The following is a 15865-nucleotide window of genomic DNA, read 5'->3' on the forward strand; positions in this document are numbered from 1 at the left end:
GACGCCACAGTCGTGGCATGGTCTCCTCCCTGTCTTCGATCACATCGTCCGTCTCGTCAGTCTCGTCGACGCTGTCGTCGTTGTCTGGCGCGCTGTCCAACCTGAGCCCGCCATCGAGCCAAAAGCCGGGCGATCGGCCCGTGCTGTTTGCTCTCATCGACGGTACGACAACCGGCTCGTCGGCAAGCTCGAGCGGCGGCTCGGATAGCTCGTCCGCACAGACGCAGTCGATCACGTTGAATATCCGTCCGGAGGAAATTACGCGAAGCGCGCCGTCGCGCGCCGTCGTGCAGCAGACGTTCGGGGGCGCCTGGGTCGACGATTGGGGCACCGGGCTGACCCAGGTGAACATCTCGGGCACGACGGGGTGGCGAGGCGTGCAAGGCTCCGACGGCATCGACCTGTATATCGCGCTCAAGGGGATGGTGTGGAACAGCTTCTATCGGAAGCGGAACGACGCCCGAAAAAACGGGCAGGACCCCAATCTGGTTGTCCTGAAATTCGTCGACGCGCTCGACAGCACAGTTCTAAGCGTCATTCCGACGCAATTCACGATCCGTCGCTCGAAGTCGCGTCCGCTGCTGATCCAATACAACATCTCGATGATCGCGCTCGCGCCAACGACGTACACGCCTGCGTCGAGCAGCGGCGTCTCCGGATTGCTCTCTGGGCTGCTGAGCGCGGCGGGGCTCACGTCGATCGCATCCGCCCTCAGCACGATTACGTCGGCGATTTCCACCGCGGTGTCGTTCGTCGAAAACGACATCATTGGTCCCGTGACGGCGCTGTTGAGCACGGCGGCCGCGGTGATCGGCGTCGTCGTGTCGGCTGTTGCAGCGGGCGTCGCGGTGGTGTCTTCGGTACTGAGCATCGCCACGCTCGTGGCCCAAACCGGCGCGCAGATTATGCAGACGCTGGCGACGGCGGACGGCCTTTCGAATAGCACGATGTCGTCGCTCGTGACGACCGGTGGGGCTTTCACGAACTGCTATTGCTTGCTCTCCAACACGGCGAGTTCCGGTTACACCTATCCCGATTATTCGTCGATCGACGGTGCATCGAATTGCTCGTCGACGGCGGGCGGCTCGCCCTCGAGCACGTACACGATTGATGGCACGAACCCGTTCGACGACATCGTCGGGACGACGGCTGCGCCACCGGTCCAGATCAGCGCGGCGGCAACGAACGCGCTCCAGCAAATCGTTCTCGCCGATCCAGTCCTGTCTCCTCTGACAAAGACCCAGATTTCCTCTCTGCTGACGACGGCCACGGCCGGCATTACGGTGACATCTTGACCACCAGCTTCGACACCTCTCTTACCGGCTTTCGGTTCGTCCGCTCGCACTTCGGCGACACGCTGCGCGACGTCGCGCTGCGCGAGCTCGGCGACGCCTCGAAGTGGCGTGACCTGGTCGCGATCAACTCGCTGCAGCCGCCGTACCTGACGGATGATTCGACGCTCGCGAGCGACACAGTCCTTCTCAACGGTCGCGACTACATCACGATCCCGGCGAGCGCCGCCGCGGCTGCCACCACCGAGGCCGAGGACGTCTTCGGGACCGATTGCCTGCTCAACGCCGACGGCACGCTCGGTGTGACTGCGTCCGGCGACTTCGCGACGGTATCGGGCGTTGCCAACCTGCAGCAGGCATTGACGAACGCAGTAGGGGTCGAAAAGAAGGAATTGATCTATCACCCGGACTACGGCTGCATCGTGCGGCAATTGCTTGGCGCGGTCGCCGGGCCGGCCGCCGAGCTTCTAGCGGCCGACGACGTGAAGACGACGGTCGAGGCAGACCCGCGCATCAATTCCGTCACGTCATCGACGGGATCGATCTCGGGCGACTCGATCACCGTTTCGACCGTCGCCCAAGCCATCAACGGCCAAACCGTGACCACTACCGCGGCTGCTTAGCGCTCGCACTCGATGTGTCGTGATTCGAAGCTCACCCGGAAGAAGATTCCAGAGGTGAGCGAGTGGCCAGCTTCCAGCTAAAAAATTTCGTTAGCATTTGTGCGAGCATGATCAACCGCATGAAGGCGACCCAAACGGTAGTTACCGATTACAACGTCGGCGCGGTCGCGCGCACGCTTATCGAAGCGCCCGCGATCGAACTCGAGGAGTTGTATCAGCAGTCGTTCAACATGGTGACCGCTGCAATTCCTGTGTCGGTCTATAAGTCGTTCAATTTCACGGCGCTCGCCGCGATCGCCGCGAGTGGGCTGATTCGGACGACGATCGCTGCGCAGCAGACGGACCAGCGTATTTCGGCAGGAACGCAGTTCGCAACGACTTCGACCAGCTCCGTATATGTCGCGAGCACGGATACGACGATCGCCGCCGGCGACACGTATGCCGACGTTCAGGTGGCGTGCTCCGCGACCGGGAGCGCTGGCAATCTGGCAGCGAATCAGTCGTTCACGACCACGCCAACGATTACGGGGTTTGTGAGTGCGACGAATCTTTCCCCGTTCACGAGCGGGCGCGATGCAGAAACCGCCGACCAAACGCTGCAGCGCTTCAACGACTACATCTCGACGCTGCCGCGCGGCACGACCGCATCGCTGTCGTACGGCCTATCGACCGCCCAGGTCACGGACTCGAATGGCAACGCAATCGAGACGGTTGCCCTGTCGCTCGTCGATGAGCCCTACACGCGTGACGCCACGCAGCCGATCGCGCTGGTCAACCTCTACATCTTCAACGGCGTCGGGAGCACGTCCGCGGCGCTGGTCGCGGCCGCGCAAAAGATCATCGACGGCTACACCCAGACCGACGGTACGAAGGTAGCCGGATACAAGGCCGCCGGCGTGCCCACCACCGTCTATGCGGCAACCGAACAGGACTTGAATTTCTCGGCAGAGCTTGAAATCGATACCGATCTGACCGATTGGGCTACGGCGGAAGCTGCTGCGACAACGGCGATCGACTCGTACCTGCTGGGGCTTCCATTCAACGCGACGGCCGTCGTCGCGAAAATGGAAGCGCTGCTCATGGGCATCACCGGGGTGACCGATGTTCCCAGCATGAGCCTGACCGCGAACGTCACGGGGGGCATCGGCGTCAAGCTCATGGCCGGCACGTTGTCCTTTACGCAGGCTGCGACGACGGAGGCCACATCGTGAAGCTGACGAAGACGCTGCTTCGGTTCCTCCACAAGAAATTCAAAAAGGATCCGCTTCCGTTCAACGCCTTCACGATCACCTGTGATGGCAGCGACCTCGCTTGGGTCGTGGCAGATGACGTTCTGACGCTCACGCCGACCGGTGGACAGGCTTCGGCGCTAACCGTCGATCTGTCCGCTTATACGCTGCTCCAGCTCGTGCAGTACTTGGCCTCGGAGCCCGGGTACAACTTGAGCGCGCTGTCGAGCGACTATCGCGATCTGTCGTCGCTCGTTCTGCTCGACGGCAGCGGTGCGGTGTCAGCGGGCACCAACACGCTGACTGGCTACACCAACGTCCTCTATGCGCTGATGGAGGCGAACGCGCGCGAGCTTCAAACCGCGCACGATGCGATCGATACGCTGCCTGATCAGATGGCGACCACGACGGCGGCCGGCGACTTCCTGGATTTGCTCGGATCGTATTACAACGTGCCGCGCGCGACGGGCGAGCTCGACGCAGTGTATGGTCCGCGAATCATCGCGACTGTGTTGCGCCCGGCGAGCAACAACGTCGCGCTCGAAATGGCGATCGAGACGTACACGGGGCAATCCGCAACGGTGACCGACGTCGTCACAAGCGGTGTGACGGGCAGCGTGTACAACTCGGACCACGACTTCGACGGTTCGATCGACTACAACGCAGTATCGACGAACGTCTATGGTCTGTTCGATGTCTCATACGCCTACGATCTGATCAACGGCGGTGACCTGACCTCGTTCCAGACAACGGTTGTCTCGCTCATCAATACGCTTCGCGCCGCCGGCACGCACATGCGCTCGATCGCGCTGACGGGATCGGTGCTCAGCGACACGCTCACGCCACCGACTGACTCGTTCCATACGCTCGGCGTCGGCGTTCCATTCGCCGACACACTGACGAGCCCAACCGAAAGCATGTCGGTGATGCCGACGAGGCTTGCACAGCTTTCGGACACACTGACGACGCCAACCGACGCCGCTTCGATGACGGTCTCCTACAACTATGACTATAGCGGGCTTCGCTCTTACAACGGCGTGATCGAACACCTCGGCGGGTTCGCGATCACTGAAGATCTCGCATAGTCGTGACACGAGACTGACCTCCAAATGATCGGAGGTCTAAGTGTTTCGTTTCCGCGAAAAATCGCGTCCGCCTACCGGGCGCCTCTCCTACAAGGTGTTTCGAAAGGGCGCGCTCATCGAGGAATTCGATGATCACAACCTGATCGTCATCGGTTCCCAAGCCACGCATGCGCACCTTCTTGGCGGCGACGTCGCAAATCGAAGCCTGACGCAGATTGGCTTCGGAACCAACGCGACGGCCGAGGTATTCGCGAATGCCGCGCTGACGGGCGCGTACATGAACAGCCTAGGCACGCCGACCTATCCGGCTACCAACGAGGTCAGCTTTCCGTTCTCGCTTGGTTCTGCCGACGTCAACGCGTTTGGGCTCTCGATCTCCGAATTCGGTTTGCTGACTGCCGGCGGCGTTCTATACGCACGCCGCACGCGCGCATTGCCTCTCAACTTCAACAGCGACCTGTCTCTCTCCGGGACGTGGGTCATTTCGTTCTGAGGCCGCGATAAATGGCAAATCAACCGGAAGTCGCGGAATACGATGCTGGCGTATATCAGCTCGAAGTCTCAGATCCTGTTCAAGGTGGCGTGGGAGGGCTCGCGAACGCGCCGCTGCTGAACCTCGCCAATCGGACGGCGTGGCTCTATACGCAAGTGAACAGCCTGCTCGGCGGAACGGTTATCCCGCCCACGGTTGCTCCGATCAACTCGCCGACCTTCACCGGGTCGCCGGCCGCTCCGACTCCGGCGCTCGGAGACAACTCGACGAAGCTCGCGACGACGGCCTTCGTGCAAAACACGGTCAGCGGCGAGATTTCCGTGCCGGTCGCGGGCGGCGCGAACGTCACGCTTTCGGCGGTGCAGGCTGGTAACGGCGTGCTGAATCTGACTGGAGCGCTGACAGCGAACATCGCGGTCATCGTGCCGGGGCAAGGGAAGTGGACCGTCCTCAATAAGACGACGGGCGCGTACACGCTCACTGTCAAGACGGCCGCAGGCACGGGCATCGCGGTCACGCAAGGGTACTCGCAGAATCTGTGGTCGGACGGCACCAACGTCTACACGCAGGTTACCGACTTCCCCAGCCTGGTCTTGACCGGAACGCCGACGGCGCCGACGGCGGCCGCCGGCACGAACACAACCCAGATCGCCACCACGGCGTTTGTCACAAGCGCGGTGAGCACGGCAACGAGTGGGCTCGCACCGCTCGCTTCGCCAACCTTCACCGGCACGCCGGCCGCGCCGACTGCGACGGCTGGCACGAACACGACTCAGCTTGCGACAACGGCATTCGTGACGGCGGCGATCACGGGTGTGACGACGGGCTTCGCGCCCCTCGCGTCGCCCGCATTCACCGGTACGCCGACCGCGCCAACCGCCGTTTACGGGACGAGCAATACGCAGCTCGCGACGACGGCATTCGTGGCGAACAATTATGCGGCGCTCGCTTCGTTCACGGCTTCAATCGCGTTGCCTGGCTATCAGAAGCTGCCGAGCGGTCTCATCATGCAGTGGCTCTACTTCACCGCATCGGCATCGTTGACCTTGCAGCTGGCGACGCTACCTATCGCCTTTCCAACCGCCATCTTGGCGATCATCGCGAGTTCGGTCTCTACGAACAGCCCGGTTTATAGCCAGAAGTACGGGACCTCACTCACGCAGATTTACGTCGCGAGCCAGAACGCGTCGGGTGCTGGCTACGTTCTTGTTATCGGATACTAAGCAATGGGACAGAAATACGCCGCCTACGATTCGACCGGCGCCATCGTGGGGTTCTACGACAGCGAAGACAGTCCGGTTCCGACCGGTACGAATGTGATCGAAATTACGGATGCGCAGTGGTCGGCTGCGATCCAAAACACGACCGGCTTCAAGGTTGTCAGCGGTGTGCTCGTCTCGGTGACCCCGACCGCGGCCCAGCTGCTCGCCACGGCGCAAACCACGCAGAAGCTGGTCATCGACGCCGCCTATGCGGATGCGATCCAGCAGAACGTTTCGTTCACCACGGCGGCCGGCGTAACGGAGACATTCGAGGCCGACAGCGACAGCCAGACGCTCCTCGTATCGGCAACTCAGGGCTATACGATCGCCGGTGCGACGCCGGCTGGGTTCTATTGGGTCGCGGCCGACAATACGCAGGTACCGTTCACGCTCGCCGATCTGACGGGGCTCTACCAAGCGACGCTCGCGCAAGGTTGGGAAGCGTTTCAAAAACGCCAGACCCTGAAGTCGCAGATCGATGCTGCGACGACTGTCGCCACGGTGCAAGCAATCACCTGGTCATGAAATTCGCCTTCTACAAAGGCAATTCATCGCTACTCGACAAGCTCATCAGCTGGTGGATGCGCGGCCCGTACTCGCACGTCGAGGTTATTCTCGGCGAGGGGCCGCGCGGAACGTACACCATCGCGTCGTCTGTCCCCGGTATCGGCGTGCGAATCGCGACGCATCAGACGTTGCCGCTCGACGAGTGGGACATCATCGACGGTCCCGGCAATATCGATGCCGCGCGCGCGTGGTTCGAGAAGCGAGTCGGCGCGCCGTATGACTACGTCGGGCTCCTCGGCTTCGTGCTGCGCCCCGCGACCGGCGACGCGCGCGGGAAATACTGGTGCAGCGAAGCAGCGCTTGAGGCGATCGGCTTCCCGGGTGCGTGGCGTTACGACCCGAACGCGATGTTCGACGTGATCACGTACAGCGCGCGAGCAGCTCGGGCGTAAGGAAAATGCAGCAGGAACCGGGGCCGCCTTCGCGCGGCCTTTTCGTTTTTGTCGTGACGACAGACTGATCGCGTGGCCTCACAACGGGCATCGATCAATCATCGCAAACATCAAAAATGAACATGGATTTGCTGCCAGTTATTCAGGCCATCTGGGCGGTTCTCGTGTTGGTGCTTATGGCCTTCTCGACCGTCTTGTGGTTTCTGTTCATGTCCGTACGCGCTGACGCACGCAAGGCTAACGATGGGCTCGCCGAGCACCGGGTGTATTGCGCCGAAAACTACGTCACGTCTAAGGAACTCACTGAGTCGATCGGCGCGCTGAATCAGACAATCGATCGCCTCATTGCGGCGGTGAATACCAACATGGAGGAGACGCGGCGCGCGCTCTCCGAAATTCACCGCCGCGTCGACACAGTGGCCGCCGGCAAATGAACGACGACCTCGTACTCACCGCGGACGACCTCTCGCTCACGAAAAGCGCTGAGGCCTGCTATCTCACCGCGTACCCGGACCCCGCCTCGGCGCTCGCGCAGAAGCTTGTCGCGCTCGGCCTGTGGGCACAGACGCTTCGCGGCGTCGCGATCCCCGCGTCAGTGCTCGCGCTCGGGCTGATCGGCGCGCCGTGGACGATCGGATATGGGCACACCGGACCCGAAGTGCATCAGGGCCTCGTGTGGACTCAGCCGCAAGCGGATGCCGCGTTGCTGGCCGACATGAGCGCCGTGCAGGCAAATGTGCGCGCGCACGTCACGGTCGCGCTGACGAAGCCGGAGTTCGTCGCGCTTTGCGACTTTGCATACAACGTCGGGACCGGGAATTTCGACACATCAACGCTGTTGAAGCTGCTCGACGCGGGCGACTTCGAGGGCGCGGCCGCGCAATTCGCGCGATGGAATCTGGCCGGCGGCGTCGTTCTCGCTGGCCTTGTGAAGCGGCGCGGGGCGGAAGCTGCGCTGTTCCTGTCAGGACTGGTCCAAGCGACGACGGCGACGACCTAAGTGATAGAGGGAGGAAGGGTATGTGGGGGCTCATTCGGTCGCATTGCCGGATGCCTCAGTTCGAGTTTGTGCGCACCTTCATGCGCCACATTCTCACGGAAGCAGACGGCGAGTCGTATGACCTGATTCGCGTATTGGCTCTGTGCTTCGGCGCGAGCTTCGCTATCGGTGGCATGGGCGGCTTCGGCGTGATCGTCGCGTGGGGCGTGCGGCAGTTGACGCATCACGCGCTCGATGTCGGCGCGTACTCGACGGCGCTGGCGACCTCATTCGGGGCGTTCGCCGCGGGCTGCGCGACGCTGATGCCCGCGATCGGCTTCGCTCTCGCGAAGCGCGCTCAGGGCGAGGGGCCATCGGTGCCTGACAAACCAGCAGAGGGAGGTGAGAAGTGATTTCGTTTTTGATTGCGCATTGGGTGTGGTTCTCGGGCGGCGGCGCTGCGCTCGTTTTTAGCCTCGTGGCGGGCCTGCTCAGTTGGATCGGGCCTACCGCTCTGATCGCGAACTGGAAAGCCATTCTCGGCGCCATCGTCGCGGTCGTCGTGCTCGGCGTGATTCTGGTCCTGTACGCGTTGCTCGAACACACGAAGGCCGCGCTCGCGGCCGAGCAGCTCGCTTACTCGAAGCTCAACGGGAACTACCAGATCGTGCTCGGCGAGAACGCGACGCTCGGCGCCGACAACCTGAAGCTGTCGTCGACGGCGGCCCTGCAGACGGCTACCGTCAAGGCGATCGCGGCCCAAGGGGCGCAGGCCAAGCAAGATGCCGCAGCGGCCGTCGCAGCGGCGCTGGCTGCTCAGACGTCCGATCGCGCGACGATCGCGCGGCTGACCGCGCGTATCAATGATCCGAGTTCGAAGAATGGAGGTTGCGAAAATGAAATCGCTGCTCTGCGCGCTGCTCTGTAGCGCGGCGCTCGCCGCGTGTGCATCCGGGCCCGCGATCGCGCCGGCACCAGTGCTCGACGTGAAGGTCCAAACGGTGGACGTTCCGACGCCGGTCGCATGCGTCGACAAGGTGCCGGACAAGCCGGCTCTCCTGTCCGATCAAGACCTGCTCGCAGGGAGCGGTGCTCAGGTCGTTGACCAGCTATGGCGCGACCACGTGCAGCGCCGCGACTACGAGGCCGTGCTCGAGCCGATCGTATCGAAATGCGCGGCGATCCCGGTCGCGGCATCGGCGCCAGCGGCAATACCGTAGCCCGACCGGAAGCCGGCCGAAATGCCCCGCAATTTGCGGGGCATTTTTGTTTGACCTGCGCGCCGAAAATGTGCGTGTGCGCGCCGCGCTGCCGTATCCTCTGGCCTGCACATGCAGGGGTGGAACGATATGGACGACGCGCTTGAATTCTTCCTCGAACGCGCTGCGATCATGCAGTACGACGGCGGTAAGGACCTGGCAGACGCAGAATTTGCGGCGCTGAGCCGCACTCGTGTGTACTGCGAGCGTATGGGCATCACGCAGCCCAAGACCGACTATTTCGCGCGGTTCCGCCTCTATCGAATCGACTGGTCGGAATCCGAGGGAAGGGGCGTCTACGTGCGCGAGACCGTGGACGGAAAATTCTGAAGTTAGCCCTTGAGCGTTATGGAGCGTCCAGCCGTTCCGCGGTCGCGACCCGCTGACGAGTAGTGATCGACCTCATCGAATCGAAATGTCGCTTCCCTGAGGCGACCCTTCACTTTCTTCTGGCATTTCAGAGTGTCGTGCTCGATTTCCAAGATTTTCCAAACCTGCGCCGTGGTCTTATGGCGCACGGAGCGTCCGACAATAAACGGTTGAGTGGCAGCGTCCGGCATTTACATCTCCCCTGATATTTCAGTTTTCGAGAAAAACGCAGCGAGCGCTGTACGCGTGTTAAACCGCCTCGCCAATCAATACGCTCGCGGGAATATTCAGTCCTTGATGCAAGCGTCGGATCATCGGAAGCGTTAGGTGTCGGCGGCCGTTCAGAATCTCGTACACACGATGCTTGGGCCCGATATATTCGGCCATGTCTTGTACACCGAGGCCTGCTTGCTCCATCCGGAATCGAATCGCCTCAATTGGATCGGGACGTTCCATCGGGAAGTGCTCGGCCTCATACCGCTCGACGAGAATAGAGAGGATTTCGAGCTCGTCGCCGTCGGGCGTGCCAACTTCGGGATCCATATCGACGAGCGCGGACACACGTACGAGAGTGGCCTCGTAGTCTACTTCGCTATGAAGAGGGCGGATTTCCATCTTTTACTCCGGTTCAACAGTCGCGGCGTCGATCGCATCATATTCAGCGTGAGTGCCGATGAATTTGACGTACACAATGCCGACGCGATAAGCGATGGCAACGACCAATCGATAATCGTTACCCTTAATATTGAAGACAACTCGGTTGTTGCCAACGAAGCTGGCATTCCGATATTGGTCTTTGACGTCCTGCGGCTTCGTCCATCTTGCCCGGGAAGCTTCCTCATACCACGCCATCAGCGCCGGAGCGGCGTCTTGATTGTTGGCTATGAAAGCGGTCAGGGTTCTTTTGGCTACGATTCGCATAGCCTCACTATAGTCCCATCCTGGGACTTGTCAAACAAATTCGTTGGGGAGCCGCTCCAACATGGCTCCAGCATTACTTTACATAATGCAATTTGTTGCTCAGACAGAATCTGATCCGGCAGTCAGCCTCTGATCAACTCGGGGCGCCATTCACGCACGATCGCCTCGAACTGAGATCCATAGCCCAGCGTGTCCGGGTAGCTGTGCGAGCGCGAGGCGAGTCGAAACACCACGCACATGTCATCGACGATGTCGTCATCAACACCCCACGCGGTCGTCAAATCGTATTTGCCGCACTCCGCGGAATTCCACCACGCGAGCAAAAAGTCAGCGACGCTGCGACTTTGGCCTGTATTGCCTTGTGCTCGCGATATCAGCCGCTCGAGCGCCGCCTTCTCCGCTGGTTGCAAGTGTTCGGAACGCATCGTTGATCCCCCTATTCCTTCGAAAGTAAATCTCAATGGGCGTTGAGATTTTCTCGAACCATTGCGGCAATACCGTCCAAGTATCTGTCGACAATAGCGCTACGCACTGCACGCGGTGCTAGCTGACCGATTTCAGGCGGGAAATGAGCGTGTGCCGCGGCCACGTTGATCGCCCTGAGAAGCGTGGGAAGGGATGCTCCAGCGTACCGCGCCTGGAGTTGATCGGTACGTACAACGTAGCGAACAAGGATTGGGGCCACGAAACCTGTGCTTCCGAGATCCATCGGATCTTTTATTGCACCAAGCTCTTCGAACGACATGTGTTTCACTTCTTCGAACGAATATTGCTTGAGTTCCACGCGATCTCTCCGTTACTTGTGTTGGTGTATGCGCGCGGCCGCGATGGAGTTACCGGGTTAAGCGCTGATCGCGCGCGCTGCTTTTCCGACGTGAACCTTGTCGTCGTCATCGATCTTCCACGAAGCAAGAAACCCGACCGATTGAAGTTCGGTCAAAGCCTTTTTGAGCGTCACGCGAAAATGCGACAGCGCCTTCGCCTGCGACCCGCATTGCTGGTGGATGAATTTCACCGACACCGCGAACGGAGCTGCGTGGGTGTTGTAGTAGCTATGTAGCCACTTCGACAGTTCTGACCTGAGCCGCAGCCGCTGCTCGCGCGCGACTCGGCTGTAATCATCGGATGCAAACAGTCGCGCGATCTCGGGTTCGATGTAGCAAATCCACCGAGTCTGCCCATCCGAGTCCGTCTCGGTGCCGTCCTTCCAGATGAACTTTCGAATCAACGAACCCTGAAAGCCTTTTCGGTTTCCCTCGAACGCCACCTTGAGCGAGCTTTCCTGCAGCCGCTCAAGGATCTTCACGAGGCGCTCGTACCCTTTGCTCGACGTGTCCCATCCGAGCGTCTTCAGCATCGCGTATCCGGTGAATTCGACGCGCTCCGACAAAATCGTGTCTCGGGCCAGATGCAGGATCTCAAGAAAGACGTCGGCGTCGTCCTGCCGCAGCTCCTCGCCTTTGTGCGTGATCGTCGTCGTTCCCGAGCTAGCGATTTGCTTTCCCGGGAAGTATCGATCGCGCGGCGCCGCGGCGCGGTTCACGTTGAAGAGCGCCGATCGCGCGAGCGAATTCGGCATGCCCCGGACGTTGGACGGCCAGAGCGGGATCTGCGTAGGCTCGTCGGGCTTGGCGACAGCAGCCTTAGCGCTTCTGGCGAGAGCCGCTGCACCGAGTTGCCTAGTTTTTTCGACGAGATCATTCATGGCGGCCACACTAGCGGTAGTCTGCACGATTCGCAACCCACTACCTTCGGGTTTCTAGCGATGGTCGTTGCTTTTCGGCCAGAGGCTCGGGTTTCTGGCGATGATCTGAAAAACGGCGTTTGTGCACAACTCTCGGGTGTCTAACGACGGTCATCCAGTGGATATCTGTCGGGTTTCTGGCGACGTGTTCGGGTGCCTAGCGACGACACCTTCGGGTGTCTAGCGATAGAGGCTCGGGTTTCTAGCGATCGCATGGACATGAAATTTCCTTTTTATTCAATGAATTACATGGTGTTTTGGAGAGACCTAATCAGTCTTTAATCTTCTTTAATCCACACCAGACCATCGCTAGAAACCCGATAGTTCGCGATTTCCGGCCCCCGATTTCGTACCGTCGCTAGAAACCCGATAGTGGAAAATCGTCGCTAGAAACCCGTGGCTACACGTTATGCCCCATCGCTAGAAACCCGTGCCCCGGTGAGCACTCACTGTCGGTGAACTCGCGCCCGCCTATGGACAGGGGCGCTGCCCACCGCCTGTCGGCCGTGGACAGCCGCTTCGCGGTCCCTCCCCTGCCCACAGGCTCCCCGCGGCCCGTGCCCTTCGGGCCTGACGCGCCCTGACGGGCTTGCCTTGCGTTGGGATAAACCATAAAAAAACCGGGCTGCATTGCTGCTCGCCCGGTGGTCCAGAGTGCTGTGTTACAAGGCTCGGGTTCTGTTTGCCGCCCTGCCCTCCCCGTGTACTTGCTTTACTCGAGTCCGTATTTCTTTTTCAACGCGGCCAGCTTGTCTCGAGTGCCGGCGATGATCACCTCGGACATGGGAATGTCCGTGGCCTTCCAGAAATCCCGCAGTTCCTCGTGCAGGTCGACGGGGAGACGAGTTTGAAACGGCGTGGTGGCCACCGATCGGCGGCGAGGGATGGGCAACGGATCGTCCTGCGGCTCGTTTTGCGGCTCCACAGGGGGCTTGGGCGCCCTTTCCCGCGGCTTGGGTGCAGCGACGGCCTCCGAAGCCATAGTGGCGGCCACCTGGTCTTGTGTGTGCGCGGCTGCCTCGGCAGCGTCGATTGCTGTCAGGGAGGACGGTGTTTCTGCCTCGTCGCTGTTGCCGCCCTTGATAAATTCCATCGGGCTGCGAAAGCCCTTCCCTCGTGCGGCTGCATTCATTGTGCGATCTCCAGAGCAAGGGCGCGCATCTCGGCTACGGCCTTGGGGTCAGTGCTGCCGTTGTATTCGGTCACGGCGCGGCCGTCGCGCGCCGTCAGGCGGAATATCTTGCGCTCGCTGATGAACCCGTCCAGCAGCCGGTATTGGGTCAGGTCTTGAAGGGCTTCGCGCATTTCCGCCACGTCGGTCGATCGGGCGTTTGTCGGAGCGCGGTTGATCACCACGAGTGCGCGCAAAGTCTTGTTCCAGATCCGCGCGTTTTTGACGTGGTTGTCCATCTTCGCGAACGTGAAGATGTCGAACTGGCTGGTTTGAGCAGGTGTGACCACCACATCGGCGGCCACCATCGAGGCGCGCATTTCCTCCGCGTCGTGCCCAGGCGTATCAACCACGATATCGTCGTACTTTGCTTTGAGGGTCGTCAGCTCTTCTGCAATCGTGGCGCCATAGATGCTGACACACGTGATTTCAGGGGTGATTTTCTCCGTGCGACGTATCTTGTGCCATAGCGATGCCGATCCCTGCCTATCTGCATCGACGAGTAGCACGTCACGTCCCTCGCCCGCCAGCATTGCGGCATACCCGACGGCCAGCGTGGTTTTACCACTGCCCCCTTTCTCTCCGCCAAACAAGACAACAGCCATGACAAATACCCCGCGCGCTTGATGTGAATACGCGCAGGGTAGTTGCAATGTGCGTGAAATGCAACGTTCGGTGAATCAAATACTTATGTGTGTGTTTGCGTGCGTATAGGTGTATATCAGGCGTGCTATACGGATATACAGCTATACGGCTATCAACTAGGATTGGCGGAGGGGTTTCGTGGTTGGTGGGGGTTCGTCAATCAAGCTTTTTTGCAGGAGGGCGTGCTGGGATTCTCGCATGGCTTCTGTGAACCGTGTCTCCACGAACTCAAGTGTCATTCCTTGCGGGCGTGCATGCTGCCTGTCATATACGCAATGGCACCAGTAGCACGCGTAGCAGCCATATACGTCATCCGCCTTCATACCTCCTGCCTTGCCGTGCTCGCTGCGGTTCGAATGCGCCCACACGACGTTTCCGATCTCCGTCTTGCACACGCCTGGCAGGCGCAACCGACAATACTCTCCGTTCGCCGATTTCCTGATTTTACTCGTCGGTGCTCGGCGGCTTTTCAGACCCGACCGCGGTGCGAGTTTGCGATCCGGTGCAATATCGCAAACTGGATAGGAGAGCGCCTCGGGCTTCGTGCGAGCGATCGGCGCCGCGCGTTGCATCTGCTTCGCGCCGGGCTTGGACTGGAAAGCGGAACGCTTGAGGGGGGTGTTTCGCGATAGCCCCTTTCCAGCAGACTTAAAACTGCTGTTCCAACTCACGCTTTGATGATCCCGGCGTACGCCAATTCGCGCTGAATCTGGACCTCTAGCATTTCGGCCGATATTTGCGCCGGCGTCATTGTCAACGTGCGATCGCGCATCCAGGCGATCGATGCCCGTGCCGCGTCGACCTCGCGCTGCGTGATGGGCATATCTAGTTCGAAATGCTTGGCGAGCTTGCGAAGGCCCGCGGTCTGGTCGTCCCATCCATGAGTGCGCGCGAGCTTATCGTAGGTAACGCACACGCTCTCGAGCGCAGGCGCGAGCGGATAGAGGTTTCCATCAGGCGCGCGGAAACCTGCGACGCCGTTTCGCAGTGTTTCGATTTCTCCGGTCGCGACCAGTGTGTCGAGCAACGATTCGACGGGGCCGAACACGGCATCGATGCGCGGTCGCTGTTCCTCGTGCGCGAAGGGAAGGTTGTTCGCGATCTCCGCCTTCTTGAGCGCATGGGCCTCTGCCTTGTACACCAGGCTCGTGATGTGTGACCGCATGCGCTTCGTCGCTGCCGCTGCCTCACCCGCGTCTCGGCGCGCGCGCACCGATGCCTTATCGGTGCCGCGACGCTGTGCGCGGCTCAGCTTTGGTTGTGCTTGTGCCGTTTCCATGATCAGTACCGCGCTGCGCCGTCGCGCCGAAGGGGAATGCCGTCGACAGCAGCGGGCCGCATGAACGGGATGTCGTCGTCAGGAATGTCGCCATATCCGCTCGACTTGGGCTTGCCGCCGCGGGGCGGCGCCGGGTTGTTCGAGCGCTCCTCGCGATCGTCGTTTGCCCCACCGGAGCTTCGAGCGCCCCCGAGCATCTGAAAGCTATCGACGCGAAGCTCGGTCGAATAGATGTCCTTGCCGGACTGGTCTTGCCACTTGCGCGTGCGCCACTTGCCTTCGACATACACCTGTTGTCCCTTCTTCAGGTGCTCGCCGGCGATCTCGCCATAGCGTCCGAACACCTGGCAGCGGATCCATTCGGTGATTTCCTTCTGGTCGCCAGACTGCTTGTCCTTGTAGCGATCCGTGACGCCGATTCGAAACGTGGCGATCGCTTCGCCACTCTGCATGTATCGAACCTCGGGATCAGCGCCGAGGTTTCCAATGAATGTGCAGCGATTGAGGCTCAAAACGTTTGCTCCGTGAGAAGCGGGGGAGTGCCCCCGCATGTGT

The 15865-nt window shown here is 60.8% G+C and carries 24 protein-coding genes; 14 read left to right on the forward strand and 10 right to left on the reverse strand.

Annotated elements, in window-relative coordinates:
- The first annotated feature begins 140 nt into the window (after positions 1-140).
- The 14 genes from D7S86_RS27005 (at position 141) to D7S86_RS27070 (ending at position 9511) form a co-directional block, all read left to right on the forward strand.
- Positions 141-1295, forward strand: coding sequence for a hypothetical protein (locus D7S86_RS27005; protein WP_121091231.1), 1155 nt, complete (start codon positions 141-143; stop codon positions 1293-1295).
- Positions 1292-1915 carry a GPW/gp25 family protein gene (locus tag D7S86_RS27010; protein WP_121091232.1) on the forward strand — a complete coding sequence of 208 codons (624 nt, stop codon included), beginning with the start codon at positions 1292-1294 and terminating at the stop codon, positions 1913-1915. The genes D7S86_RS27005 and D7S86_RS27010 overlap by 4 nt, the downstream gene beginning before the upstream one ends.
- A 119-nt stretch (positions 1916-2034) precedes the next feature.
- Positions 2035-3126, forward strand: coding sequence for a baseplate J/gp47 family protein (locus D7S86_RS27015; RefSeq protein WP_158602103.1), 1092 nt, complete (start codon positions 2035-2037; stop codon positions 3124-3126).
- Entirely contained in the window at positions 3123-4229 is a 1107-nt protein-coding gene (locus D7S86_RS27020) for a hypothetical protein (RefSeq protein WP_121091234.1), read from the forward strand. The genes D7S86_RS27015 and D7S86_RS27020 overlap by 4 nt, the downstream gene beginning before the upstream one ends.
- Positions 4230-4269: 40 nt before the next feature.
- Positions 4270-4722, forward strand: a complete 453-nt coding sequence (locus D7S86_RS27025) for a hypothetical protein (RefSeq protein ID WP_147432503.1) — start codon at positions 4270-4272, stop codon at positions 4720-4722.
- An 11-nt stretch (positions 4723-4733) separates the two neighbouring features.
- Complete coding sequence (locus D7S86_RS30020) at positions 4734-5945, forward strand: gp53-like domain-containing protein (protein ID WP_205962899.1); 1212 nt, start codon at positions 4734-4736, stop codon at positions 5943-5945.
- Between the two features lie 45 nt (positions 5946-5990).
- Positions 5991-6509: a DUF4376 domain-containing protein gene (locus D7S86_RS27035; protein WP_158602104.1), complete on the forward strand. Its 519-nt coding sequence runs from the start codon at positions 5991-5993 to the stop codon at positions 6507-6509.
- Positions 6506-6943: a hypothetical protein gene (locus D7S86_RS27040; protein WP_121091237.1), complete on the forward strand. Its 438-nt coding sequence runs from the start codon at positions 6506-6508 to the stop codon at positions 6941-6943. The genes D7S86_RS27035 and D7S86_RS27040 overlap by 4 nt, the downstream gene beginning before the upstream one ends.
- A 122-nt stretch (positions 6944-7065) precedes the next feature.
- The gene (locus D7S86_RS27045) at positions 7066-7377 is read left to right on the forward strand and encodes a hypothetical protein (protein ID WP_147432504.1); all 312 of its coding nucleotides are present in this window, start codon (positions 7066-7068) and stop codon (positions 7375-7377) included.
- Positions 7374-7943 (forward strand): lysozyme, encoded by a 570-nt coding sequence (locus tag D7S86_RS27050; RefSeq protein ID WP_121091239.1) that lies wholly within the window; start codon positions 7374-7376, stop codon positions 7941-7943. The genes D7S86_RS27045 and D7S86_RS27050 overlap by 4 nt, the downstream gene beginning before the upstream one ends.
- A 20-nt stretch (positions 7944-7963) precedes the next feature.
- On the forward strand, positions 7964-8335 hold the full coding sequence (locus D7S86_RS27055; RefSeq protein WP_147432505.1) for a 6TM ABC transporter family protein: 372 nt from the start codon (positions 7964-7966) through the stop codon (positions 8333-8335).
- Positions 8332-8850 (forward strand): hypothetical protein, encoded by a 519-nt coding sequence (locus D7S86_RS27060; RefSeq protein WP_121091241.1) that lies wholly within the window; start codon positions 8332-8334, stop codon positions 8848-8850. The genes D7S86_RS27055 and D7S86_RS27060 overlap by 4 nt, the downstream gene beginning before the upstream one ends.
- Positions 8819-9142, forward strand: coding sequence for a hypothetical protein (locus D7S86_RS27065; RefSeq protein WP_121091242.1), 324 nt, complete (start codon positions 8819-8821; stop codon positions 9140-9142). Before D7S86_RS27060 ends, D7S86_RS27065 begins: the two co-directional genes overlap by 32 nt.
- Positions 9143-9271: 129 nt before the next feature.
- Positions 9272-9511, forward strand: a complete 240-nt coding sequence (locus D7S86_RS27070) for a hypothetical protein (protein ID WP_121091243.1) — start codon at positions 9272-9274, stop codon at positions 9509-9511.
- A 288-nt stretch (positions 9512-9799) separates the two neighbouring features.
- Here the strand turns inward: D7S86_RS27070 and D7S86_RS27080 are convergent, their stop codons facing one another.
- The 10 genes from D7S86_RS27080 to D7S86_RS27125 all read right to left on the reverse strand — a co-directional run bounded on the left by D7S86_RS27080 (position 9800) and on the right by D7S86_RS27125 (position 15861).
- The gene (locus tag D7S86_RS27080) at positions 9800-10165 is read right to left on the reverse strand and encodes a helix-turn-helix domain-containing protein (RefSeq protein ID WP_121091245.1); all 366 of its coding nucleotides are present in this window, start codon (positions 10163-10165) and stop codon (positions 9800-9802) included.
- 3 nt (positions 10166-10168) lie between these two features.
- Positions 10169-10471: a type II toxin-antitoxin system HigB family toxin gene (locus tag D7S86_RS27085; protein WP_121091246.1), complete on the reverse strand. Its 303-nt coding sequence runs from the start codon at positions 10469-10471 to the stop codon at positions 10169-10171.
- A gap of 122 nt (positions 10472-10593) precedes the next feature.
- Positions 10594-10896 carry a DUF7673 family protein gene (locus D7S86_RS27090; RefSeq protein WP_121091247.1) on the reverse strand — a complete coding sequence of 101 codons (303 nt, stop codon included), beginning with the start codon at positions 10894-10896 and terminating at the stop codon, positions 10594-10596.
- A 32-nt stretch (positions 10897-10928) separates the two neighbouring features.
- Complete coding sequence (locus D7S86_RS27095) at positions 10929-11255, reverse strand: hypothetical protein (protein ID WP_240648426.1); 327 nt, start codon at positions 11253-11255, stop codon at positions 10929-10931.
- 57 nt (positions 11256-11312) lie between these two features.
- The gene (gene trfA / locus D7S86_RS27100; RefSeq protein WP_121091249.1) at positions 11313-12176 is read right to left on the reverse strand and encodes a plasmid replication initiator TrfA; all 864 of its coding nucleotides are present in this window, start codon (positions 12174-12176) and stop codon (positions 11313-11315) included.
- A gap of 751 nt (positions 12177-12927) precedes the next feature.
- Positions 12928-13347: a hypothetical protein gene (locus D7S86_RS27105; RefSeq protein WP_147432506.1), complete on the reverse strand. Its 420-nt coding sequence runs from the start codon at positions 13345-13347 to the stop codon at positions 12928-12930.
- A complete protein-coding gene (locus D7S86_RS27110; RefSeq protein WP_121091251.1) occupies positions 13344-13991 on the reverse strand; it encodes a ParA family protein in 648 nt (215 codons plus the stop codon). Before D7S86_RS27110 ends, D7S86_RS27105 begins: the two co-directional genes overlap by 4 nt.
- A gap of 156 nt (positions 13992-14147) precedes the next feature.
- Positions 14148-14603: a nuclease domain-containing protein gene (locus tag D7S86_RS27115; protein ID WP_121091314.1), complete on the reverse strand. Its 456-nt coding sequence runs from the start codon at positions 14601-14603 to the stop codon at positions 14148-14150.
- A 95-nt stretch (positions 14604-14698) separates the two neighbouring features.
- Positions 14699-15310 carry a hypothetical protein gene (locus D7S86_RS27120; protein WP_121091252.1) on the reverse strand — a complete coding sequence of 204 codons (612 nt, stop codon included), beginning with the start codon at positions 15308-15310 and terminating at the stop codon, positions 14699-14701.
- A gap of 2 nt (positions 15311-15312) precedes the next feature.
- Positions 15313-15861, reverse strand: coding sequence for a single-stranded DNA-binding protein (locus D7S86_RS27125; protein ID WP_121091253.1), 549 nt, complete (start codon positions 15859-15861; stop codon positions 15313-15315).
- Between the last annotated feature and the right edge of the window lie 4 nt (positions 15862-15865).

The sequence above is a fragment of the Pararobbsia silviterrae genome (genome assembly GCF_003628125.1).
Classification (GTDB): domain Bacteria; phylum Pseudomonadota; class Gammaproteobacteria; order Burkholderiales; family Burkholderiaceae; genus Pararobbsia; species Pararobbsia silviterrae.

Excerpts from the sequence above, each read along its gene's own strand:
- D7S86_RS27125 (WP_121091253.1), bottom strand. The coding sequence starts at position 15,861 with ATGCGGGGGCACTCCCCCGCTTCTCACGGAGCAAACGTTTTGAGCCTC.
- D7S86_RS27070 (WP_121091243.1), top strand. The coding sequence starts at position 9,272 with ATGGACGACGCGCTTGAATTCTTCCTCGAACGCGCTGCGATCATGCAG.
- D7S86_RS27040 (WP_121091237.1), top strand. The coding sequence starts at position 6,506 with ATGAAATTCGCCTTCTACAAAGGCAATTCATCGCTACTCGACAAGCTC.
- D7S86_RS27110 (WP_121091251.1), bottom strand. The coding sequence starts at position 13,991 with ATGGCTGTTGTCTTGTTTGGCGGAGAGAAAGGGGGCAGTGGTAAAACC.
- D7S86_RS27065 (WP_121091242.1), top strand. The coding sequence starts at position 8,819 with ATGAAATCGCTGCTCTGCGCGCTGCTCTGTAGCGCGGCGCTCGCCGCG.
- D7S86_RS27115 (WP_121091314.1), bottom strand. The coding sequence starts at position 14,603 with ATGCAACGCGCGGCGCCGATCGCTCGCACGAAGCCCGAGGCGCTCTCC.
- D7S86_RS27090 (WP_121091247.1), bottom strand. The coding sequence starts at position 10,896 with ATGCGTTCCGAACACTTGCAACCAGCGGAGAAGGCGGCGCTCGAGCGG.
- D7S86_RS27120 (WP_121091252.1), bottom strand. The coding sequence starts at position 15,310 with ATGGAAACGGCACAAGCACAACCAAAGCTGAGCCGCGCACAGCGTCGC.
- D7S86_RS27015 (WP_158602103.1), top strand. The coding sequence starts at position 2,035 with ATGAAGGCGACCCAAACGGTAGTTACCGATTACAACGTCGGCGCGGTC.
- D7S86_RS27080 (WP_121091245.1), bottom strand. The coding sequence starts at position 10,165 with ATGGAAATCCGCCCTCTTCATAGCGAAGTAGACTACGAGGCCACTCTC.
- trfA (WP_121091249.1), bottom strand. The coding sequence starts at position 12,176 with ATGAATGATCTCGTCGAAAAAACTAGGCAACTCGGTGCAGCGGCTCTC.
- D7S86_RS27045 (WP_147432504.1), top strand. The coding sequence starts at position 7,066 with ATGGATTTGCTGCCAGTTATTCAGGCCATCTGGGCGGTTCTCGTGTTG.
- D7S86_RS27085 (WP_121091246.1), bottom strand. The coding sequence starts at position 10,471 with ATGCGAATCGTAGCCAAAAGAACCCTGACCGCTTTCATAGCCAACAAT.
- D7S86_RS27105 (WP_147432506.1), bottom strand. The coding sequence starts at position 13,347 with ATGAATGCAGCCGCACGAGGGAAGGGCTTTCGCAGCCCGATGGAATTT.
- D7S86_RS27050 (WP_121091239.1), top strand. The coding sequence starts at position 7,374 with ATGAACGACGACCTCGTACTCACCGCGGACGACCTCTCGCTCACGAAA.
- D7S86_RS27055 (WP_147432505.1), top strand. The coding sequence starts at position 7,964 with ATGTGGGGGCTCATTCGGTCGCATTGCCGGATGCCTCAGTTCGAGTTT.
- D7S86_RS30020 (WP_205962899.1), top strand. The coding sequence starts at position 4,734 with ATGGCAAATCAACCGGAAGTCGCGGAATACGATGCTGGCGTATATCAG.